At 29.2% G+C, this 21307-nt stretch carries 18 protein-coding genes and 1 tRNA gene; 8 read left to right on the top strand and 11 right to left on the bottom strand.

Annotation, left to right across the window (positions count from 1 at the left end):
• Positions 1 to 16: 16 nt before the first annotated feature.
• A complete protein-coding gene (locus tag SHI72_RS06625) occupies positions 17 to 394 on the bottom strand; it encodes a single-stranded DNA-binding protein (RefSeq protein WP_323489437.1) in 378 nt (125 codons plus the stop codon).
• Between the two features lie 440 nt (positions 395 to 834).
• Here SHI72_RS06625 and SHI72_RS06620 point away from each other — a divergent pair, with 440 nt between their 5' ends.
• The 3 genes from SHI72_RS06620 (at position 835) to SHI72_RS06610 (ending at position 2570) form a co-directional block, all read left to right on the top strand.
• Positions 835 to 1107, top strand: coding sequence for a DNA-binding protein (locus SHI72_RS06620; protein ID WP_323489436.1), 273 nt, complete (start codon positions 835 to 837; stop codon positions 1105 to 1107).
• 5 nt (positions 1108 to 1112) lie between these two features.
• A complete protein-coding gene (locus SHI72_RS06615) occupies positions 1113 to 1400 on the top strand; it encodes a hypothetical protein (RefSeq protein ID WP_323489435.1) in 288 nt (95 codons plus the stop codon).
• A 456-nt stretch (positions 1401 to 1856) separates the two neighbouring features.
• A complete protein-coding gene (locus SHI72_RS06610; protein WP_323489434.1) occupies positions 1857 to 2570 on the top strand; it encodes a hypothetical protein in 714 nt (237 codons plus the stop codon).
• Between the two features lie 224 nt (positions 2571 to 2794).
• Here the strand turns inward: SHI72_RS06610 and SHI72_RS06605 are convergent, their stop codons facing one another.
• Complete coding sequence (locus SHI72_RS06605; protein ID WP_323489433.1) at positions 2795 to 4333, bottom strand: IS1182 family transposase; 1539 nt, start codon at positions 4331 to 4333, stop codon at positions 2795 to 2797.
• A gap of 109 nt (positions 4334 to 4442) precedes the next feature.
• Between SHI72_RS06605 and SHI72_RS06600 the strand changes: the two genes are divergently transcribed.
• From SHI72_RS06600 to SHI72_RS06580, 5 genes are all read left to right on the top strand, one after another.
• Complete coding sequence (locus SHI72_RS06600; RefSeq protein ID WP_323489432.1) at positions 4443 to 5210, top strand: hypothetical protein; 768 nt, start codon at positions 4443 to 4445, stop codon at positions 5208 to 5210.
• Between the two features lie 276 nt (positions 5211 to 5486).
• Positions 5487 to 5705: a hypothetical protein gene (locus SHI72_RS06595; RefSeq protein WP_323489431.1), complete on the top strand. Its 219-nt coding sequence runs from the start codon at positions 5487 to 5489 to the stop codon at positions 5703 to 5705.
• Positions 5706 to 6003: 298 nt separating this feature from the next.
• Positions 6004 to 6573: a hypothetical protein gene (locus tag SHI72_RS06590; protein WP_323489430.1), complete on the top strand. Its 570-nt coding sequence runs from the start codon at positions 6004 to 6006 to the stop codon at positions 6571 to 6573.
• Between the two features lie 181 nt (positions 6574 to 6754).
• Complete coding sequence (locus tag SHI72_RS06585) at positions 6755 to 7267, top strand: hypothetical protein (RefSeq protein ID WP_323489429.1); 513 nt, start codon at positions 6755 to 6757, stop codon at positions 7265 to 7267.
• Between the two features lie 32 nt (positions 7268 to 7299).
• On the top strand, positions 7300 to 7944 hold the full coding sequence (locus SHI72_RS06580) for a hypothetical protein (protein WP_323489428.1): 645 nt from the start codon (positions 7300 to 7302) through the stop codon (positions 7942 to 7944).
• Positions 7945 to 8461: 517 nt separating this feature from the next.
• Here the strand turns inward: SHI72_RS06580 and SHI72_RS06575 are convergent.
• The 9 genes from SHI72_RS06575 to SHI72_RS06535 form a co-directional block, all read right to left on the bottom strand.
• A complete protein-coding gene (locus SHI72_RS06575) occupies positions 8462 to 9574 on the bottom strand; it encodes a Card1-like endonuclease domain-containing protein (RefSeq protein ID WP_323489427.1) in 1113 nt (370 codons plus the stop codon).
• Positions 9571 to 10149 (bottom strand): hypothetical protein, encoded by a 579-nt coding sequence (locus tag SHI72_RS06570; protein ID WP_323489426.1) that lies wholly within the window; start codon positions 10147 to 10149, stop codon positions 9571 to 9573. The genes SHI72_RS06575 and SHI72_RS06570 overlap by 4 nt, the downstream gene beginning before the upstream one ends.
• On the bottom strand, positions 10149 to 11594 hold the full coding sequence (locus SHI72_RS06565) for a phospholipase D-like domain-containing protein (RefSeq protein WP_323489425.1): 1446 nt from the start codon (positions 11592 to 11594) through the stop codon (positions 10149 to 10151). The genes SHI72_RS06570 and SHI72_RS06565 overlap by 1 nt, the downstream gene beginning before the upstream one ends.
• A gap of 2 nt (positions 11595 to 11596) precedes the next feature.
• Positions 11597 to 12955 carry a hypothetical protein gene (locus SHI72_RS06560; RefSeq protein ID WP_323489424.1) on the bottom strand — a complete coding sequence of 453 codons (1359 nt, stop codon included), beginning with the start codon at positions 12953 to 12955 and terminating at the stop codon, positions 11597 to 11599.
• 1 nt (position 12956) lies between these two features.
• Entirely contained in the window at positions 12957 to 17138 is a 4182-nt protein-coding gene (locus SHI72_RS06555) for an AAA domain-containing protein (RefSeq protein WP_323489423.1), read from the bottom strand.
• A gap of 330 nt (positions 17139 to 17468) precedes the next feature.
• On the bottom strand, positions 17469 to 18809 hold the full coding sequence (locus tag SHI72_RS06550) for a site-specific integrase (protein WP_323489422.1): 1341 nt from the start codon (positions 18807 to 18809) through the stop codon (positions 17469 to 17471).
• A 266-nt stretch (positions 18810 to 19075) separates the two neighbouring features.
• Positions 19076 to 19153: transfer RNA gene (locus tag SHI72_RS06545), tRNA-Val, on the bottom strand.
• A gap of 268 nt (positions 19154 to 19421) precedes the next feature.
• Entirely contained in the window at positions 19422 to 20366 is a 945-nt protein-coding gene (locus tag SHI72_RS06540; RefSeq protein WP_323489421.1) for a hypothetical protein, read from the bottom strand.
• Positions 20367 to 20662: 296 nt separating this feature from the next.
• Positions 20663 to 21298 carry a class I SAM-dependent methyltransferase gene (locus SHI72_RS06535; RefSeq protein ID WP_323489420.1) on the bottom strand — a complete coding sequence of 212 codons (636 nt, stop codon included), beginning with the start codon at positions 21296 to 21298 and terminating at the stop codon, positions 20663 to 20665.
• Positions 21299 to 21307: the final 9 nt, after the last annotated feature.

Raw genomic sequence — 21307 nt, 5'->3', positions numbered from 1 at the left:
TTTGAATACTTATTGATTAAAATGGGAGGTCGTTTTCAGGCTTCTCATTGCTTGTTCCTTTGGCAGCCTGTGCCGTTTCCGATTTTTTACCGCCCCCATGCAGTTTGATTTGGGAGGTATTGAAATTCAGTCCTGCGCGAGCTTCCCCGTTACTGCCTGTCCATGCCCTTGCGCTTACTGTACCTGTGAGTTCTACAAGAGAACCCTTTGTGAGTATTTTGGCAACCTTGGAGCTAATCCAATAAGCGCAGTCGAAGTACGTTGTCTGCTCTATGCGCTCGCCCGCTTTGTTTTTGTAGCTCCCGTTGATGGCTACTGAAAAGTTTACTACTGTTTTGCTGTTCGACACATTACGTACCTGCGCATCTGATGTCACCCTTCCAATGATGTTCATAGTTTGTTTTTTTTAATGTTGTACAATCCCCTTACGTTTGTTTTTCTCTTAACCTGCCTGCCTCAAAAAATATTTATCCAAAAGAAAAAACGGAAAAAAAGAAAGCCATAAAAAGGTATGGACAATGCGGAAGGGCAAAAGGAAACGGAATAATTGGAGGGGTACCCTTTAGGGGAGGAAACCGTTTATGCCGTAGTCTTTTGACGGGGGATGCGGCGGGTGTCCATAATACCTTAGCTGCCTTTTTATCCTTTTTCGTATTGGAAAGTATTCTGGTATCTGGATTCGATTTTTATTCTGCGTATCAATGCAGAACAACAAAACAGTTTTGGAACTGACTCAGCCAGCCAAATAGTTCCATGAAAAGACATTGCTGTAAGAAGTAGTAAGTTCTGATGTACTTTTAAATTCTAATAATCAGATTTAAAAAAAGAAAGCAGATGATGAGTGATAGTGTAACAAAGGATGACTTGAGGCAATTTGGATTGCTTCTGTTAAATGATATTCGTAAAATAATAGACGAGAATCAAACGGTTGAGAAAGAATCCCTGGACCCTGAATGGCTCAAAAGCCGGGTCGTAAGAAGATTGCTGGATATGTCTGCTGGATCATTGCAAAATTTAAGGGTGACAGGAAAAGTGAGGTTCAAGAAAGTATTGGGTTCCTATTATTATAATAAGACCGACCTCATAAAGCTGTTTAGCGAAGAATAATAATCATGGACTTAGGAGAATTATTAGATTATCTGGCTGTCATTGAGAATGACAGCAGACTTAATGTCTGGCATTTTGCCCTGTTGAGTGCTATTCTGTATTTAGGATATCGTCAGGGACAAAAAACATCCATAAATGTGAGTAGAAGCAAAATTATGGACTTAGCACATATCCATACTTTACCCACATACCATAAATATTTTAAGCAATTGCAGGAAATGGAATATATCCGATATATACCATCTTATCATCCTAGTTATAGAAGTAAAATTGATTTACTGATAAAGCTATAAAACTGGGTTTGTAATATGTCCAAAATCACTAATAGATAATTTGTGTTCTGGATAAAAGGATTAGGATGTTTACTGGCATAATGAGCTAAAAAAATAACAACAAATGTCAATCTAAACTTGAAATAGGTAAATAACTTTCTTTTATCTGGAATTTGTAAAAAGATTGACATTTATATCATGCACCTTTTTGAAAGTGGCGCCTATTTACTAGAAATGCAAAAAAATATCAAGTGATAACAGCAGCAAAAAAACAAAATATATACAATGTAAGTGTGAAAAACTTACAGCAAATTAAAAGTCCGATTGATGATTTGTAAAAATTTATTTATATATTCGTTCTCAAATTTTTCGTGTATTTGTCACACATATCTAACTTCATGAAGTGACTTTGTGTGATTCTATAACGCATATAAGTAAGTTACCAGCAATTTATCGGCAATCTGCTAAAAGAAAACTATGACAACAATCAACCATAAAAAAACAACCACAAAAGAATTAATAAAGCTATACACAGGCATTCGTTTTGAATTCGGAGATTTACTTACCGAATTGCAAAAAAATGGCTGGGACGAAGAAAAAGACACTCGAATTATTTCCTTGAAACTTATGATTGAACCTGTTCAAAGCATAATTATTTTATTGTACTTAATTGATGAACATTTTGGAGACATTAGTTTGTGGGAGTTGCAGAAGTTTACTAATCAAACGCAGAAAAATGACTTTATAAATAATCGATTGACTTTTATTGTAAATGAATTGAGAGAAGGATTATTTGTAAATGTATTTATCCGCTTTGAAAATTTTATAAAGATAATTTCAAAATCTTTAGGTTTATCGGGTGATAAAATCAACGCATTAAGTAAAAAAATAATTAACGAATTAAATTTAAACTTTGACTATAAGGAATTGATAAATCTAGTAACTTATTCAAGAAATACAATGCATACAGAGGGTTTTCATACTCAAGATGACAAAGCTATATCTTACAAAGGCATTGACTATCAGTTTAAGCAAAATCAACCTTTACTATTTTACAATGAAGACACTTTAAAACTAATGCTCGTTGAAACAAAAAATCTAATCGCAGATATAATAGAAAGTCCGAAAGTAAAATCACAGAATTACATTGGTCATAGTTATGAAAATTTGATTCATAATTATGAAGATTAAACTACTGGTAACACCTTGCTACAATAGATTTGGGCATTTGGCTTAATTTGAAAATGTTCTTGTATTTGGGAAGTTTAGGAAAGTCCGAAAATAAGGCTTAATTTAAACCCAAACCTCTTGTAGCAAGGGGACGTCAGGCTGTGAAAAAACCTCTGTTTCTAATTAAACCTCTCAAATTTCAACGCAATATAATTCAAATAAAGCCTTATGCTGTACCACTTTTTTTAGGCAGCCAATTTCTCTGGATAAAAATCAGATGTTCTATTTAGCTTTAAATAACTCGTTTTTGTCAAAAATAAGACTTTTGTCTTGTAGGGTGAGTTCCATTTTTGGAGTTTGGCAATAAGATCAGGAACCCCGAGTATATTGATACTGCGTTTGATATTGTAAACTAACATGATTAAACTATGTTCTCCGTTTACTTTCTCTAATCCCGTTAAGTTGGTGTGATTGTAACCCCATTGCCGTTTGATAGTTCCAAAGATATGCTCGTTGATTTCTTGTCGCTTGCGATACAACTGCGCATTTGCATGATAGCGTTTGTTGTTTTCTTCTACTGCATCAGCATATTGGCTTCGGTCGATTTCTCTGCCACCTGCTCTACTAGTACATAAATGTTTTACGGGACATTCTCTGCATTTAGGTGTTCGGTATTTTTTAAAATTATAGCTGTCTCTATCCGTAGTTTTCTTATGCCAACTGCCCGTAGTTTTTAATGTTTCGCCTTGCGGGCAAGTATAAGTATCGGTGTTTTGATCGTATTGAAACTGGGCTACTAAATAATCCTTGGTCGTACCGTTTTCGTTACTTTTTCCCTGCTCGGGTTGTGCCACAATGGTAGTGATATTGGCTTGTTTGCATATTTCTATTTGTTTACCGTTATGATAGCCCTTGTCCACCAAAGCCGTGTAGGTTTCAATACCTAAATTCTCTTTAGCTTCTATAGCAATAGCCGATAAAGCACTGCGATCGTTCTTGTTGATAGTGTGCGTAGCTACTACAAGATTGTGTTTAGCATCTACTGCTGCTTGGACATTAAACGATATTTCAACCACTTGACCTTGTACCAACAAAGCTCTAGCATCACTATCGGTGGTACTAATTTGAGGTTCGCCACTTGCTTTTAGCTTTTCTTCCAGCAATTCGTAGCGGATTTTGTTTTGTTTTAAACGCTCTATGTTTTGCTGGATATTTTGGGGTTTTACAGGATTCTCTTTTGCATCATTTTCTTCCAAAGCATCTAGGTATTCTTGGGTTTTAGCTTCAATGTATTCTAAATGTTTGTCTATTTTCTTTTGATTGAAATTTGCTTTCTTGCTATTGTGCGCCCGGCTTTTGGTGCCATCAATAGCAATGATTTCCCCTGCTATTAAATCGGCATCTTTCAAAAAGCTAACAAAGAGTTTGAATAAGTTCTTTAATGCTACAGGATTGTCTTTTCTGAAATCAGAAATACTGTGATAATTCGGTCGAATGTCTTCCAATAGCCATTGCATTTCTATATTTCTAAAACATTCTTTTTCTAATTTTCGAGAGCTTCTTATTCCGTTGAGATAACCATATAGATAGGTTTTAAGAAACAGTTGATTGTTATAGCTCGGGCGGCCTTCTTTTTTGAGCGTTTTAACTTCAAAACCAAGCTTAGATAAATCTACAAACGATACAAAAGCATCTATAAAACGAACCTGATTGTCTGGACTTATTGCGTCTTCTAAACTTGAAATACGCATCTGATAACGGGAAATTCCTAGGATATGTTGCATTACTAAAAATACGAAAAATCCTGTTTTAAAATAATACTTTCCTATATTTGTTTCTAATCAAACGAAGGTTTTTTCACAGACTGACGTTATCTGCAATATTACCAAAAATATGATGAAAAAATCTCAATTTGAAGAATCAATATTTATAGCACTAAATAAATCGTATGTAGAAAGCCAAATTTTCAATTTATCATTTGATGGTAATGTTACAAAAATGACTGAATATTTTATCACAGTAAATTTATGTAAGGAACTTTTAAATTGGAATAAAAAAAATCATTATCCATATAAAATTGAGGCAGAAAAGAATACGTTTGACTTGTATAAGGACTGTTTTGAAAACTACAAACCCAAAGATAAAGACAGCATATTTAGTCCAACAATATTTTCAAGTAATTTTCAAGAATTTTTAGAAAATTTAAAAAAAATAAGAAAAGGAAAAGTCGATATAGCTTTATCAACAGAAAAAGACACATTTAATAATATTTCTGAATATATATTTGAAGTAAAGGCAATAAATCCTACTATTAATAAATTAAAAGAAGATTTCGAAAGAATACAAAATTATATCAACGCAGAAATACCATATTTCTGTAACTCATTGAAGGGAGGATTTATAGTTTTTATCAAACACCACAACACAGAAAAAAAAATACAGAACAGAGAATACTTGATTAAAGAAAGAGATAAATATATAACAAAGCTAAAGCAAAGTTTATCTGATTTAAGTAATAAAAATATAATTTCTAATATTAATACAAATACAATTGAACTTTCAGATTATGAGGGTTTACATGTATTTGACGGAGATGATTTTGGCGAAATAGCTTATAAAACTTTTTTTGCTTATTCAGTCATAATTGAAATTAAAAAATAAAATACTGCAGATAACCGTGGTTTGGCATTATGGCGAGATTTGGCTTAATTAAAATATGGTTTTGTACTTGGGAAATTAGTAATTTACCGAAAGTTTAGGTTTTCTTAATCCGCCACATCGCCAAGCGACCGACCGTTACTGGCTAGTTATACCGAAATTACGGAGGTAAATTCCTTTTGAAAATAACCATTTGTTTCCGCCGAAAGTTTACAAAGCAGTTGGCGGTCTTTTTCAAGAAATACGAAAGAATTTAATGATATTTAAAAAACATAAATTATGATAAAATTTTGGTTAATTGCTATTTTTATTTTTATTATTTCAACATATATATTGTCGAAATTAACTTTGAAATCAAACAGAGAAGAAACTGGTGAACGAATTTGGAGATTTGGGAATGGAAGGTCTGTTTATTGGCGTATTCTTACTTTGTGCAGTTTTGGAATAACTGTTGTAATAATGCTTATTATGCATTGGATAGGAATTCCTATTCTGTAAAAAATGAAATATTTTAAATAAGCAATTTTGTAGTACGACAACGAAGCGTGAAAATTGGAATTTACCAGCAGAAACTTAAAAAGTTTTGCGCAGAAATTAAAAAATGAATAATTGAAAATAATACGTCGAAAATTACAAATCGAAAACAGAAACTTGAAAGCTGTATTTTACCAATAGAAACGTGGCAAATTTGTGATTTAATTGTAATTTCGACAAAATAACCAGCCAGTACAAACGCTACAAGCAATGTTACCGCAGAAAACAAATACCCTCTTATTACTAAACATCATAAATATTTATGGCATCAAAAAAATACAAACCATCCGAATATATTGATCAAATACTTATTCCTGGAATAGAAAAAATTAAAGAAGTTGAACCTTTTTATTGCTTTTCAGTCATTTCTTGTACAATAGAATTTTTAGGAAGCTTTTATGATAATGTTAGTTTTGGAGATTATGAACCTGAACTTCCATATAAGAGATTCAAAAAAGGTTTAGAATTATTTGAAAATACTAAATACCAAAGTGTCATCAAAGATATATATTATGGAATGAGATGTGGATTTGCACATTCAGGGAGACCTTCTGAAAGAATTGCTCTAACTACTGAAGCTGAAATAAAAAATGGCGATGAACATCTTAAAAACATTGGAAGTAAAGAACCCAACTCGTGTACATTGTTTGTACTTGAAACTTTTATTGAAGATTTTAAAAAGGCTTGTGAAGTACTAAAAAAAGACATAACAAATTCTGAAAAAGTAGATTCATCAAAAGCAAAGAAAACATACGCAACTACAATCTCAAATATGAATGGAATGTATACAGGCGGAACTTTTTCTCAAGAAGTACATATAAAGAATAAATAAACTGAGATAAAAACATTGCTGGTAACCTTCGTTTGGTAATATGGTGGGATTTGGCTTAATTTGAAGATGGTTTTGTACTTGGAAAATTAGTCATTAACCGAAAGATTATGCTTTATTAGTCAGCCACACCGCAAGCGATCAAACGTTAGCAGAAATCATAAAAAAACCAGAAATACTGAATATGAAAGAATTAATCGAAAAAATTGAACATAAAAATAATCAGCTGAGTATTGCAAAATCAAAAGTTTCATATCCTCAAGTTTACCCACATTCTGAAACCGAAATCGAACTTTTAAAATTTACGACTGAATTATTAGATTTAAAAAAAGAAGCGATTCAAGAAACAAAAATTGAAACTCAAAGAAGTTTAATATTTCAACAACTTTCTGAATATATTGGAGTTATCGAAAAAGAACATCAATATCCATTTTCTATAAAACAAGGATTGAGTTTTGAATTATTTTATATTTCACCTTTAATAAATATCAAAAACATTGTTTTCTTTAATCAAAATGGTATTTCAGGTGTTATTTATAATTTGACTTTAAATGAAAAAGATGCTGTAAAAGACAAAGAACAATTTTTATACTTTTTAAAAAATAAAAAAATAGAAGCGCAGAATTTAAATAATTTGGCTGAACTATATGATTTTTACACTGAATTTAGAGAAACAATTATAAAAGACTTTTGCTAAAGCCATCTGTAGAAATCATAAAAAAACATAATATGGAATGGTTAAATGCTGTTTTAAAAGCTATAAATGATTTACAAACATTATATTCATCAGAAAAAGGCTTAATTCTTACTGAAGGAGATTTAGAATGTCAACTCTTTCTCAAACTTTCGCAATCGGAACAATTCTCACAAACTAAACCTACTAAATCCAAAGGATGGAAAAGTGGATTTATACATTCTCAAGTTACTTGGTTTAAACCAAATCAAAATAGTGGCTTTGAAGTTGATTTAACAATTTGCGATCCTTCTAATATTGACATCAATACTTTAGAAATGGTAAAAATTTATCCTAATAAGGGGTTTTTCCAAGATGGTCCAGCAATAGCAATAGAATTAAAATTTATTAGAGACCAATACAACACGAGTAAAGTGTCAAATGATACTCAAATGGATTATATAAAAATAGTAGACAGTTTAAAGATTGCTAAAGAAATAGCAATTGATGATAAAAGATATAAAAATGTCAACAAAGAAGATATTTGGTATATTCAATTAGTTGTATGTAAAACTGATGAAATATACGATTATGCTATTGAAAAACTTAAAAAAGCAATTGAAAAAAGACCGTGTCCAGCGAATGTAATATCAATTATGTTTAGTCATAATAATTTCAAAAAAATAACCTCGGAAGAATGACTTCTGCTCAACACTTACTACAATTTGGTCAATTGGCATAGTGTTAATATGATTTTGTAATTGGGAAGTTTAAAAAAATCCGGAAATAAGCTCCAATTTAACACCAAACCTATTGTAGCAAGGGAACGTTATTTGTCAGCTTGTAACTGTACTGCAAAAAGTCCGTCTTTCCTTATGGGTATTTAAGATGCTAGTAATACCACATAGATCAGCGATTTTTTAAGGTAAGCATTCACTTTTTTATTTGATGTCACTGGAAGTACAGTTCCTCTACTAAAACAAAGGCTTCATATTTTTCTATAATTTCAAGATCTTTCCAATTTTATGTACTCATTCCTAAAATTGGTCATGGTCCTTAATCATGAACTGGTTTATCCATTAATGGGTATTCCGGAGCAAACTTAAGAACCTTTTTATAGGATTTAAAGAAAATTGCTATGAAATAGAATTATAAGTGTATATATTTTAAGTTAGTATATCTACTATAAAAAATTGTTGTCATTATAATAGTAACAAATTAAATTGATGCTTTACGTTCAAAATCATTAATTACTTTCGATAATTTATTTAATGGATTTACTTCTTGCTTTAATGCAAATGAGAAGAACAATTCAATATCTAACTCTTTGCACTTTTCTCTTATTGATGGATTTGGTAATTCGCGAGAAACTAGAATAGATTTAGCTATTACACCACCATACGTTTGTTTTACGATTTTCATTTTATTAATATCTTCTTGTTTAACAAGTCCAGATTTACATTCAATGAAAATTAATTTTTTTCCAGTATTAATTAAAATATCAATTTCATTTTTAGCAACTTGTTTATTTGATTTAAAAGTAAGTTCAAAGCTCAATAATACCTCTTTGTATTTGTTTGAAATACTAATTTCATTTGCTACTAAAAGTTCCCACCAGAGAGCTTTAAATAGCAAATCGTGAGCTAATTTTGAGTTTATTGTTAAGATGTTTTTATTATTTGATTCTATGCTTATTGAAGTTTGATTCCAAGTAACCTTAAGGCTATTATTAATTGATTCAAAACCATTTATAGGTAACGCCAAATTTTTATCGAAAAATTTTTTTCTAAAAAACCCAATTATCAATTTATATCTAGAAGTATTATTTGCGAAAATTTTAATTTTTTCGGATGTTTTAATATCCTCTTTTGTGAAATCACTTATTTTTTTGAAATTATAAGTACTATGCCCATTAATATCAAAGAACTCTTTTATTGTTAATTCAGAAATTATGTTTTTTCTTTCATACGAAGGAAGTACTAGATACGAATCATCTTGATTTATATAAAATCCACTTAAGCCTTTTTCGTGTATAATAGCTTGACAAGCGAGTACCATTATTTTAGTACCTCCAGTTAAGTTAAATGTTACAGTGTCTTCTGGATTGATTTTTAGAATTATTTTCTCAAATATTGCTTTTATTTCATAGAAATCAAAGGCATTACATCTATATTCACTTTGAGAGATTCTCTTAATCATAGGTTTCAGATTATGAAGGCTTTCAACTGATTCTTTTGAAACTAAGAAATGAATTTTTTCAGGACTAAATTCTTTAATCCCAATATATATAGGTAACAACTGACCTCCAACCAATACGATTTGATGTTTCATAAAAGAAATATTTCTGGTTGATTAACTAAAGGATCATATACAATATTTAAAATTTCAGAACCTGGCATTGGTTTTCTTAATTCTTTTAGATATTCTTTAAAATCTACATAAACAATTTTACAACCATAATCTTTTCCAAATATACTGACTGCTGCTACCATTGATTTTTTTCCTCCAGTTATATCGAGTGTCATATTTGAATTTGGATTCAAAATCAAACTTTCTTTTAAAGCTTTATAGATTGTATTAAAATTTTCATCTTCTATATAAATCATTTCATATTTTGATTCTAGAAATTTTTCTAAGTAATCATTACCATCACTTTTATTATTGGTTGTGAAAATGATATGTCTTTCAGGTTCCAATGCTTTTGCAGTTAATATAATTGGTTCTGGAGAAAATCCTAAAATGGAGAACAATACTCCACCTGACGGAATAATATCTTTATAATTGCTTATAAAATTATCTATAACTGATTCAAAAAGGTTTTCATAATAAATTTCTTGAGCTTTATTAAAATTACCTGAATTGGCAAGTTCAAGCCACTCGTCTAAATAAGGTATTTGCTTTTTCATTATTCTATTTCTAATATTAAATTAAAGAATTTAAGAAGGTATTTTTCTCTATTAAATTGGTATTTTAGTTTTTTCTTTATTGAAAAGGTATTACCTTCAAAAACAGAATCATAAGTAAACTTACCAACTGTTAAGTGAGTGTTTTTTCCTGATATACTATAAAATATTGGTAGCTTTAGGAAATCATCTTTTTCAATATTTAGATTTAATTGTGCTTTTATACAAAGGTCAGAAGGAATTTGAGGGGGTTCCATTTTTTTATACTTTTCGTAAATAATATATGCCTTTATTAATTCTATTCTTTGTGGTCTGATTTTATATATATAATTACTATTTTGGATTAAGTACTTATGAAATTCTAAAAATTCTACTCTTTGTTTTTCATTCAACTTATATCCAACTTCAAAGCCATTAATTAAACCGTGATTACCATCAATGTTTGCTGTAAAAATTAACCCTTCATTTTCTGAAATAAGTCCCTTTGAATGATTGTCATAATTACCAAAAACATTACAGCCAATTTTAACTAATTTTTCTGTTGCAAGTAAATGGTCATTTCTATAATTCATACCTCTACAAAATATAGAAACCTTAACACCTCTAATAATAGCATTATTAATTGTATTAATGAGTTCTTGAATATTCTCTAGTCCAACGATGCTATATGTCGATAAGTATATGTACTCATTTGCCTTGTTAATAATATTAATGATTTCATCTAATAGATTAGTAGTTATATTTAAATACGTAAATCTTAAATTTGAATCAATAGATCTTGGTAAATTATCAAATGTGTAGTCAATATCGGTATTAACTACCATCATTTTATTCTTTTTAGAAGTACTTATAAATTTAGTATAATTGGTTCCTTTTAAGTAAATCAAATCAAATAGTTTATCTAATTCTTGACTACTTTTCTCGTCTATATAAACCCCCGATTCTGTATTTTCATTTAAGGAAGGCGTGGTTAAATTAGCACTTGTAATAAACCCTTTAACTCTATCTGTAATAATAAACTTAGCATGAGCTGATTCAGAAGCTCTAACATGAACACCATTATCATATAACATTTTTATATTCGACAAATGCTGATTGGAAGTTTTGGTGTTTAACTCTTCTTCAGTTAAATACTCACTTAGTGATTCAAAATTTTCAAGTTTAGAGCTGTCAAGTTGAGTTAAGATAAAGATAGAGATGTTTGAATTTTGTGCTTTATCAAGTATTAAATCAAAAATTTCTTTATCGGTTACTATAAAACTGCAAATCTTAAGTACAACTTTGCTTGCTTGAATAATATTTATTATTTCCTCTTTTAGTCTTAAATTACTATTTTGAGTTAGATAAATTAATTCATTTTCAGGATAAACACTATATGCTTTTGCATTTTCATTAATTATAAATGCACCTGTCTCAAGTTTGTCCGTATGTTTAATTTCTATTATCATTACTAAATCTCTATCATAAATTGTTTAATATCCAGTTTTTCTAATAAATCATATTCTCCTGCTGCAACTAAACATTTCTTTAAATCATATTTATACTCAGGATGTTTATTTTTAAAAGCAACCATATCCATTTGATGAGTTTTATAATTATCCAAAACATTCTTTAACTTCACTACTTTATTAACAAATACATCTGTAGTTTTATAATATATATATAAAATAAATACATTGTTATCGCTTTTTCCAAACTCATAATCCCTCTTTCTTATAATATTAGAAATTAATTTTCTTCTATTAGGTGAGTTTAAAAGCATCTCACTATTTATATCAATACTAATTTCAGAATCATCATTTACAATATTCTCTAGGCTTGCATTTTTAATGTTAAACACACCTTCTATTACTTTTAATAAATCTTCAGTACTAAAAGAAAAACATTTATTTTCACTGTTTTTATATCTATCTATTTCTTGCCAATTAGATACTAGTATAGGTTTAGAATTTACATTATTACCTTCCCTTTGTCTTGGAATTATAATCTTAAACTGAAGGTCTCTTACTTTATCTTTAATGTTATTTTCAAAAGAAATTATATTTTTTCGAGCAGCCTCATAGTATGAATTATTATCGGATAACAAATAAAACGGATATCCATCTAATAGTTCTTTCTTTAGTAAACCATCTTTTTTGGTTATATTAACTATACAATTGAATGATAACTTTGAGAATGATAAATCTTCAATATCAATTAATCCTAATGGAATTTTCATATCCTCTCTATTATGAAAATCAATATTTTTTATTTCTTCAATAATCAAAGATTTTGATAGTGGAGTATGAACTATATCCGGACCAAATGGCCTAATCGTGTTTGTACTTCCAAAAGAATTTGTATATGAATAAGAATCACTTTCATTAACATACTTTGAATTATAAAACGTATAAAACACTTTTGGAAGTGGTTTTAAAGTAATTCCATCTACATAAAAATCATACGACTTTTTATGTTGTCGAATTAAGATTTTATTAATAAAAACATCAATACCTTCTTCACTTAAAAAATAACCATCATTTTTTGCTATTAAATGACCGTCATAAATTAATTTATTAATTCTGAACTCTACAAGAGATTTTGAAGATCCTAATAAAGCTCCTACCTGTTGAATCGAATAATCAGGTTTCGCTATAAAAAAATCTATAATTACTTTATCTAGACTATCCAAAGGATCCTTAGTACTGTCTAATATACATGAATGAATACAATAAATAGGATATTGGATGCAAAACATACCCAATATTTGTTCATCTCTTGAAGATAAATCTTCATATAATTTTTCAAAATCTATACTGAATAATCCCATATTATAACTTTAAAGAGATTTGCTGTTTTTCAAGATTAATTTTTATTATTGTAACTTCAATAGTCTCAAATAATTTAATTTCAATTTGTTTAGGAATTTTTGTAATGTGTAGCAATCCGTCTAAAGTGTTTTCTAACTCAACAATGTATCCATATTCAGCTTTATGAACTACTTTTCCTTTACATTTAAACCCTATCTTTATTTTGTCTTTATTTTCAGACCATACCCTTTGCTTCTTATCTATTCTTGATTCTCTAATTTCTACTTTTTTAATCTTATCTCTATTATCATTTATTCTTTCTGGTACTTTTAAATTTAATGTTACTCTTTCATTTATTTTATTAAATTCATGTATAAAAAGTTTAATCAGGTGACCTGCTTCAAATGATTTAACATCATTTCTAAACTGAATAGGCATCAAAGAAATTGGTAATAAACACTCATAACCTTCTACATAAAAAAACGCCCCAAACATATTACCTTCAAATACACCTAAAGTTTTAAATACAGCATTTACTTCATCATCTTTCTTATACTTATCTAATAACTTTTCAAATGGAGTTGTCACACTATGATAATCTGCTATATTTACAAAATTTCCTATTTTGTCATTTTTGCTAAGCTGTACTAATTTTGCAAATAAATTTGTGTACTTAAAAATTAAATCAAAATGAGAACGGGGATCAGCTAAAGTTTTTTCATTTCCGACTAAAATCAATTTTTTTTTCGCTCTACTAAAAGCTACATTTAACCTTCTTGCATCATCCAAAAAACCTACTTTGCTGTATTTTTTCTTACCATTAATAGCTCTTACTATAGAATGATCTGTTGACCTTGTGAAACTAAAAATAATAATATCATATTCTTTACCTTGAAATGAATCTAAAGTCGAAACATCAATATTTTTATTTTGACATGAAGTTGATTTATTTAAATATTTTTTAATATTTGCCACCTGAAACTTATATGGAGCAATTACTGCAATATTTTCAGTATTAATATTGCTATCTAAGAGCTTAGGTAAAATGAATTCGGCTATAAATTCTGCTTCAGTATCATTCTTTATTGAATTATCTTCTTTTTGTTCATAAGGATTTTTTGAATTAGAAGTATCAAAAAAAATGACCTCTTTATCAAAAGGGGCAGGTAAATCAATTTTATTTAAATGAGTTCGACTACCCATTAACACTTTAGAGTCATAAAAAGATTCTGAAACGAAATTACCAATATTTGGATGCATTCTATGTTGATAATTAAGCATTTCCTTGTTTTCTGAAGGGAATTTACTATCATCTATTCTTTTAATTAAAAACTCAAAAAAAGATGTTTTTAAAGCATGTATAATTTCATTTTCAGTAAATCCATGACCATAAACAGAATTAGGAAAACTTTTAGGATCCTCTTTATCAATTAATGAACTATCCATATAAGGTGGTAGCTGCATTTGGTCACCCACTAAAATTACTTTTTTACCTAATTCAATTGCGACTAAAGTTTCTGCTATATTAGCTTTTCCAGCTTCATCGATTATTACCGTATCAAATTTAAAATTACTTTCTTTAAAAACTTTATCCCCTTTGATACCAATGCATGTCGCAAAAACGACATCAACGGAATTATAAATAATTGGTTGTAATAAAATTTCACTTTCATTACTAAAAGATTCATCCCATTTAACTAAAGCTTGAATTGTTTCGAAAAGCTCATTAATGGACAAACCAATTAAATTATCTCTAAGAATATGATGTTTATCTTTAAAAGTTTGTTGTAAGAAACGATACTCTTTTATTACTTCGTTTACTTTCTCATTATAAACCTTCAATCTAATTTTAGTATCTACATTTTTTTTTACAAAATCTAAAAATAGTTCAGCAAGTTTTTTTTGATTTCTAATGAACAATTTATAATCTTCCCTGTATTCCTTAACAAGATTCTCGTAGCAATATCTTAATAAATCTTTATTAATACGTTCAGGGTTTCCAACACGTAAAAGATTTAGGTTTGGATTTTTAGCAATTTTTTCAAGTACATTATCTACTGCAACATGGTTTTGACCTGAAACTAATATCTTTTCTCCAATAGCAGTTAACTGCTCTATAATTTCAGCAATCACAGTCGTTTTACCTGTTCCTGGAGGTCCTTGAACTAAAAAAACATTTTTATTTCCGACAGCCTTTTTAACTGCTCTAACCTGAGTATTATCAGGTTGTTCAATTTCTGTCCTTATTAAATCTTCATTATTAAATTTTATATTTTTTAAAATAGGAAATTTAACTGTTGATGGATTGACCAATAAATTTTCAATATGATCTATTTTGATTTTTTTTTCTAAAAAATCTTTTATTATTTCCCTTTGGATATCAAATTGTTTTGTAGAAACTCTCTTATCAAGGTAAAATCCATTTTGTAACAATTCAAGGTTTATATCTTTGTAGAAGTTTAATATGTAATTATCTTCTTGTATCGAAATAAAGCCATCAGACAATTTGGATAGTTTTTCTTTATCATACTGTTTAACATTTATTACACTACCTTCTTCTAATTCTAATTTATCTCCAATTTCCCTTGGAAGTTTAATAGAAATACCTATGAAATTACTGTTTATCTTATCAAACTTTTCAACAAAAACATTATTTTCTGCATCATTAGATAATAAACTAATTTGATACTCTAAAAACTTATCAATTATTTCTAAAGTTCTACCTTCTTGTTTTAATATTTCACCAGTTTCCTTTTTTAATTCATTAACTATTTCAAAACATTCTAGTTTTAATAAACAATAATCAAGAAATTCTTTTTGAGAATTATCAAATGGTAAAGGAGTTAATGGACTAATAACTTTTAATTTATTATTAAAAAGAAATGAACCATTTTTAGTGCTGTTTTTTTTTGTTCTTGAAGCAAAACCTAAATTTTGGCCTACGCTAAAATTTGTTATCCCAAATTTTACATTTTTTTTATCCTTAAGTATTTCGATAAGTCCATAAAAATTTATTTCTTCATTATAAATTGAAAAATCAAGTACTTCAATAATTTCTTTATTGTTTTTTTTATTTTCTTCTTTACGTTTATTAATATTTATCCAATATTTTTTATTTGAAACTATTTCAAGGACAGCTTTTTCATTTTCAATATTATGTTCTATTTGATTTAAATAAAATGGTATTGCTTTTTGCTTTAAATCAGTTTCAAAAGGGGAACTATTAAGTATAAACTGCAAGTACAATACCACGCCAGTATCAATGTCTTTACTAAAAAGGTTAGTGTCTAATTCAAATCCTTTTTTTAATTTTTGAATTTGTTTATCCGAAGCATTTTTACCAAGAACAGATCTTTTGAATTTAGAAAATGATTGTAAATCTTCTTCAATAAAATTTAGACGATCTTCAACTAAATCTTCAACTAAATCTTCATCATCATTTTCTTGATGTGATGGAATAAAATCAATTAAACTTGAATCTTCAAATTTACTATTAATTTTTAATCTTAAATTTTCAGTTTGGTTATTAAGTTGCGACTTTCTAACAATTCCAAATAATTTACTTTTGGTTTGAACTATATAGGTATTATTTAAATTTTGAATTATTTCTACATCATACTCTTGTCCTCGTTCTAACCTTTTCCACTTGACTGTTTGATTAATCGGTTCAACGAGATGTTTTTGAGTTAAAATGACTTGCTTATTGGCTTCATTAACCTCAAAAACAACACATTCTATAGTATCTCCAACTTTATACTTTTTAAATGCCTGTTCACTTTGAGGAAGGGACCAAGAAATATCAATCAACGAAAGTCTTCCTACATAGCCATCTATATATTCAATTATGATTTGAGACGGTACTATAATTTTTGATATTGTACACTTTACAATGCTACCTGGTGTAAAAAGGTTTATATTACTTTTGATTTCTTTTAATTTTGGATTAGTTATGATAACTTTAGAAGTAAATGATGCTTTTTCATTGTTGGTATTCAAATGATTACTTTCAGATATTGTAGAATCAGCAATTCTCTTTGAAAAAGAGAATTGCTTCAATAAAATCTCATACTCAATTTGATTAATCTTAGAATTTGGATTACTTTCAATAAAAATTCCATTCTCTTTTAAAAAAGCGACACCTCTATCAAGAGAAATATTTAGTTCCCTTAAAACCTTATTTATACGGATGTTTCTATCTAACATACTAAAGTTTCTATGTATATTTTAACAATTCTTAATACTGATGTTGTACATAATAAGATATTTATAATTCTTTCCTGAATTATGGAAAGCATTATCCAAATTTTGGTATTTTATTATGGCGTGCTTATTTGTAGACAACTCTGATTATTTTTGAAATATTTATATTCTTACAATAATACAAAAAAGCAAACGCAAGTAATATGAGGAAAACCGTAAAACAAGAAATTGTTATTAACAAAGTATAGGAATAAGTATGATTTAATCGTTCAAGATCAAATGTCAGGTCGGTCTTGTCAGGTTTATTTCAGAAAGCTTGTAACTTCAAATTATTTAAAAGAAATTTTTAGGAACCATTTTTTCTGTTTTTACGGCTATTTTTTTCTTTAAATCTAAAATGTCATTTTCAAGTTTCTTTAAGGTTAATAATAGATTATCTTCAGAGTCGAATGTTGCTTTTTTATTTAATCTATTTCTTAATTCAATCATCTTTCGACCAACTGTCTGCTGCTCGGTTATTGCGTATTGTTCAGTCTGTTGTACTGATTGGTGTCCAAGCATTTCTTTCACAATATGAATTGGCACGTCATTAGCAAGTGTAACTGTACTGCCAAAAGTCCTTCTTGCTTTATGGGTATTTAATTCAGACGTAATCCTACATAGATCCGCAATTTCTTTTAGGTAAGCATTCATTTTTTGATTTGATTTCACTGGAAGGACGGTTCCTCTACTAAGACAAAGCGGATGCTCTTTGTACTTTTCTATAATTTCAAGAGCTTTCGGCAACAATGGAATGTTTGTTTCGGACTCTGTTTTTTGACGGTCAGACATAATCCAGTATTCGCCATCAATACCGATTTTAATATCTTCTTTCTTAAGTTGGAAGGCATCAATGTAGGCAAGACCAGTATAACATTGGAAGATAAAAACATCTCGTATAACTGTTAATCGTGGAGTAGAAAAAGTATGATTTTCAATCTTATACAATTCTGCTGCTGTGAGTGCTTTTTTCTTCGTTTTTGTCTTTTTTCCTGTAAATTTTTTGAAAGGATCTTCTTTAATAATTTCCTTATCAATTGCTCGTCGTACAATTTTCCTGAAATTTGTAATATATTTTAATGCAGTATTGTTATTACAGCTCTTAACGGTCTTGAGATAAAATTCATAATCCTTTATAAATTCATAATTCAAATCACGGAACTCCATATCTTCCAAATTGTATTTGAACAATAAAAATTCTTTTACATGTTTTTTGGATATTTCAAAACGTTCATGAGTTCCAATAGCATATTCTCCCTTGCCTACAAGAGCAAGTAATTCGTCATTGTGCTTAAGGAATTCTTCAAGGACTTTTACTTTTGGGGCTATTCGTCCCATAATAAAGTCTATTATCTTTTGGGACGTAATCGAGCTATCCGCATAAACTAAATCATTTCTGTACTGGTTAACTTTCGTCTCAATTGTAGTAAGAAAAAAATTAGTGCTTCTGGCATCTTCCTTTGTACCTATTGCTCTTTCTGCTTTTTGATCCCATCTGGTGATATCCCATTTGCGTTTGGTGGAAGTTTCCTTAGGAATTCCATCAACGATAACTCTTAGGTAAATATACCTGATATTACTTTTTTTTCGTGGAGCCTTCAAAAAGAAGGTTAGTCCAAAACTGCTTTCTAACATAATCCAATAAATTAAATGAGTAAATATCGAATTATAGCGTCTAAAAATCAAGTCGTTAACGTGCTTTACATGTTGATTTTCAATTGTTTAATCTTTATTTTGTGGCACATTTTTTAAAAATTTAAAAGTGCCATAAAAATGCCATATAATTTGGAGCATTTTTGAAAATTTTGTAGAAACAGATAAAAATAAAAAAACCTGCAAATGTTGATTTTGCAGGTTTTTAGTAAGATTGTGGAATTTTATGTACTCATTCCTAAAATAGGTGGTGGGCGATGAGGGGTTCGAACCCCCGACCCCCTCGGTGTAAACGAGGTGCTCTGAACCAGCTGAGCTAATCGCCCTATTTTACTAGGTTGCTATCGTTATCTGATTGCGAGTGCAAATATACAGTTAGATTTCGTATTTGCAAGCCTTTTTTTTAAATAATTTAAAAAAGTTCCACTCTACACTGCTTACTTATCTTATTTGTAAGTCAGTAGACTTTTTACAAAAGACACGTTTTTTTTTAAAATTCAATGTTTTAAAACTGCTTTTTTATTTTCTAAAACAAAACACTATCAAAAACAATCAAATGACGTAATATAAATGCAAGAAGAAAATTGAAAAATGTTATAAGTATTCAGAAATATCAATCCAGACAATACTATTATAAGTATTTCCAGGAGATACTGCACTAAAAATTAGTCGACTACCATCAGGAAAGAATTTTGGATGCTGTGCATTGAGCTTAACTTTTGAATCTGTCAGCTGGACAGGAGGATTTTCAGGCTTACTTAAATTAAACAAATAGATTGCATAGCCCCCATCTCTATTGCTCTCGAAAGCAATATAGTTTCCATCAGGCGAAATAGCAGGAGCCCTTCCTTGAAAATGCTTATCGATCGGTTTTAAATTTGCTGAACGCTCCATAGGTATCGATAAAAATTCATTCCCGTCCTCGACATTAAGGAAAATATAGTTATCCTCCTGATTATAACTACCGCTAGATGAAGACTGGCCAGCAAATGCTATTGATCTTGGTTTATTTGGGAAAACAGCAGGCATACCGCCTAACATCATATTGTTATTAGTATCCTTACCGTTCATGTTGGTAATAACAATATTACCGTCAATATCTAATAATGTACTGTGCGGTTTTGGCTGTTTATTGTTCATCACAACGAAACCTTTAAATGTTGGATCGATAGCCCATTGCGGATAAATACAACTCGTTGTATTTTTAATCTGTTTCAAGTTATTACCTCTGGCATCAACTGTCCAAACAGTAACCTTTTTCTCATATTCTAAATTCAAAACTATGTTATCACCAGACCAATCAGGTCTGGTTTGTTGGAGAGAATCACAGTTATTAAGAAAAAGTTGCGGAGAAGGATTTTTTAGATTATTGACAATAAAGAGCTGGGTGGCGGACGGCTCCAATTCAATATTGAATGATGTTCTTTCAAATACTACGGCTTCACCGTCCGGACCAATTGCTGGCCGGTAGTCATTAAAAAAACTATTTATACCGCCTTTCTCAAATGTAACCCAATTTAGTGCTGGATAATTGCTCATAATTTGATGGTATTATTGATTAAATAATTAGACTTTACATTCATCAAAACCAGACACACTCCTTAAAATACTAATATTCAAACAAATTACCATTGTAGAATTTATAAAATATGAATATTTTATGTCCTATCTAAGTTGCCAATAATCTACAAACTATACTATTAAGAAATGATTGCTATAGTTTCAAAAATAAATTATAAAGTACTCAAAACTAGTATATTTTAATTCTCACACTATAAGTAAAAATACGTGATTTTAATAAATGAGTATAAATATTTAGTTTTTATACCGTAATACTATCCCTTCTTCTTCGCAATTAATATTGTATGAATCTCAATTTCGGTTTCTGATTTCTTATATTCTACTTTGAATGTTTGAAGTTCTTCAAATTTATTTTCAGCAAATTGCGTTTTTAAGTCACCTAAATTATAAAAATAGAAATAAATTCTATCACCACTACTCCCAACTTGAAAGCCAGATTTACTCGGATCGCCCTCTACAAAACTCATATAAATCAGTCCATTTTCATTCAATAGATTATAACAATCACTGATAAATTTTTGACTATCTAACTGAGATAAATACGGCAAACAAAAGCCACAAACTATTCCGTCATATTTTGTTTTGATTTCGTCAATATGTCTACTGTCCATTACAGCGAAACTTACTGTTGGATTACTTTTACCTGCAAGTTCTATCATATTTGGTGCGATATCTATCCCGAAAATATCAAAGTCTGGCCTTTTTGATAATAAATACTTTGTAATATTCCCCGGCCCACAACCGATTTCTAAAATTTTTGGATTTGCTTTATCAAATGAACTGCATACAAAATCATAAGTGTCATTGTATAAATCCAAGTCCATAAACTTGTCTTGATATAGCGAAGCAATTTTGTTCCAAGTTTCAAATGTTTCTTTATAGCTATCCATACTTTTGTA

Origin of the sequence: Flavobacterium sp. PL02 (genome assembly GCF_035013205.1) — a bacterium.
Lineage (GTDB): Bacteria > Bacteroidota > Bacteroidia > Flavobacteriales > Flavobacteriaceae > Flavobacterium.
The sequence above is the reverse complement of the archived record's forward strand: the minus strand, read 5'-3'. Positions and strand labels throughout refer to the sequence as shown.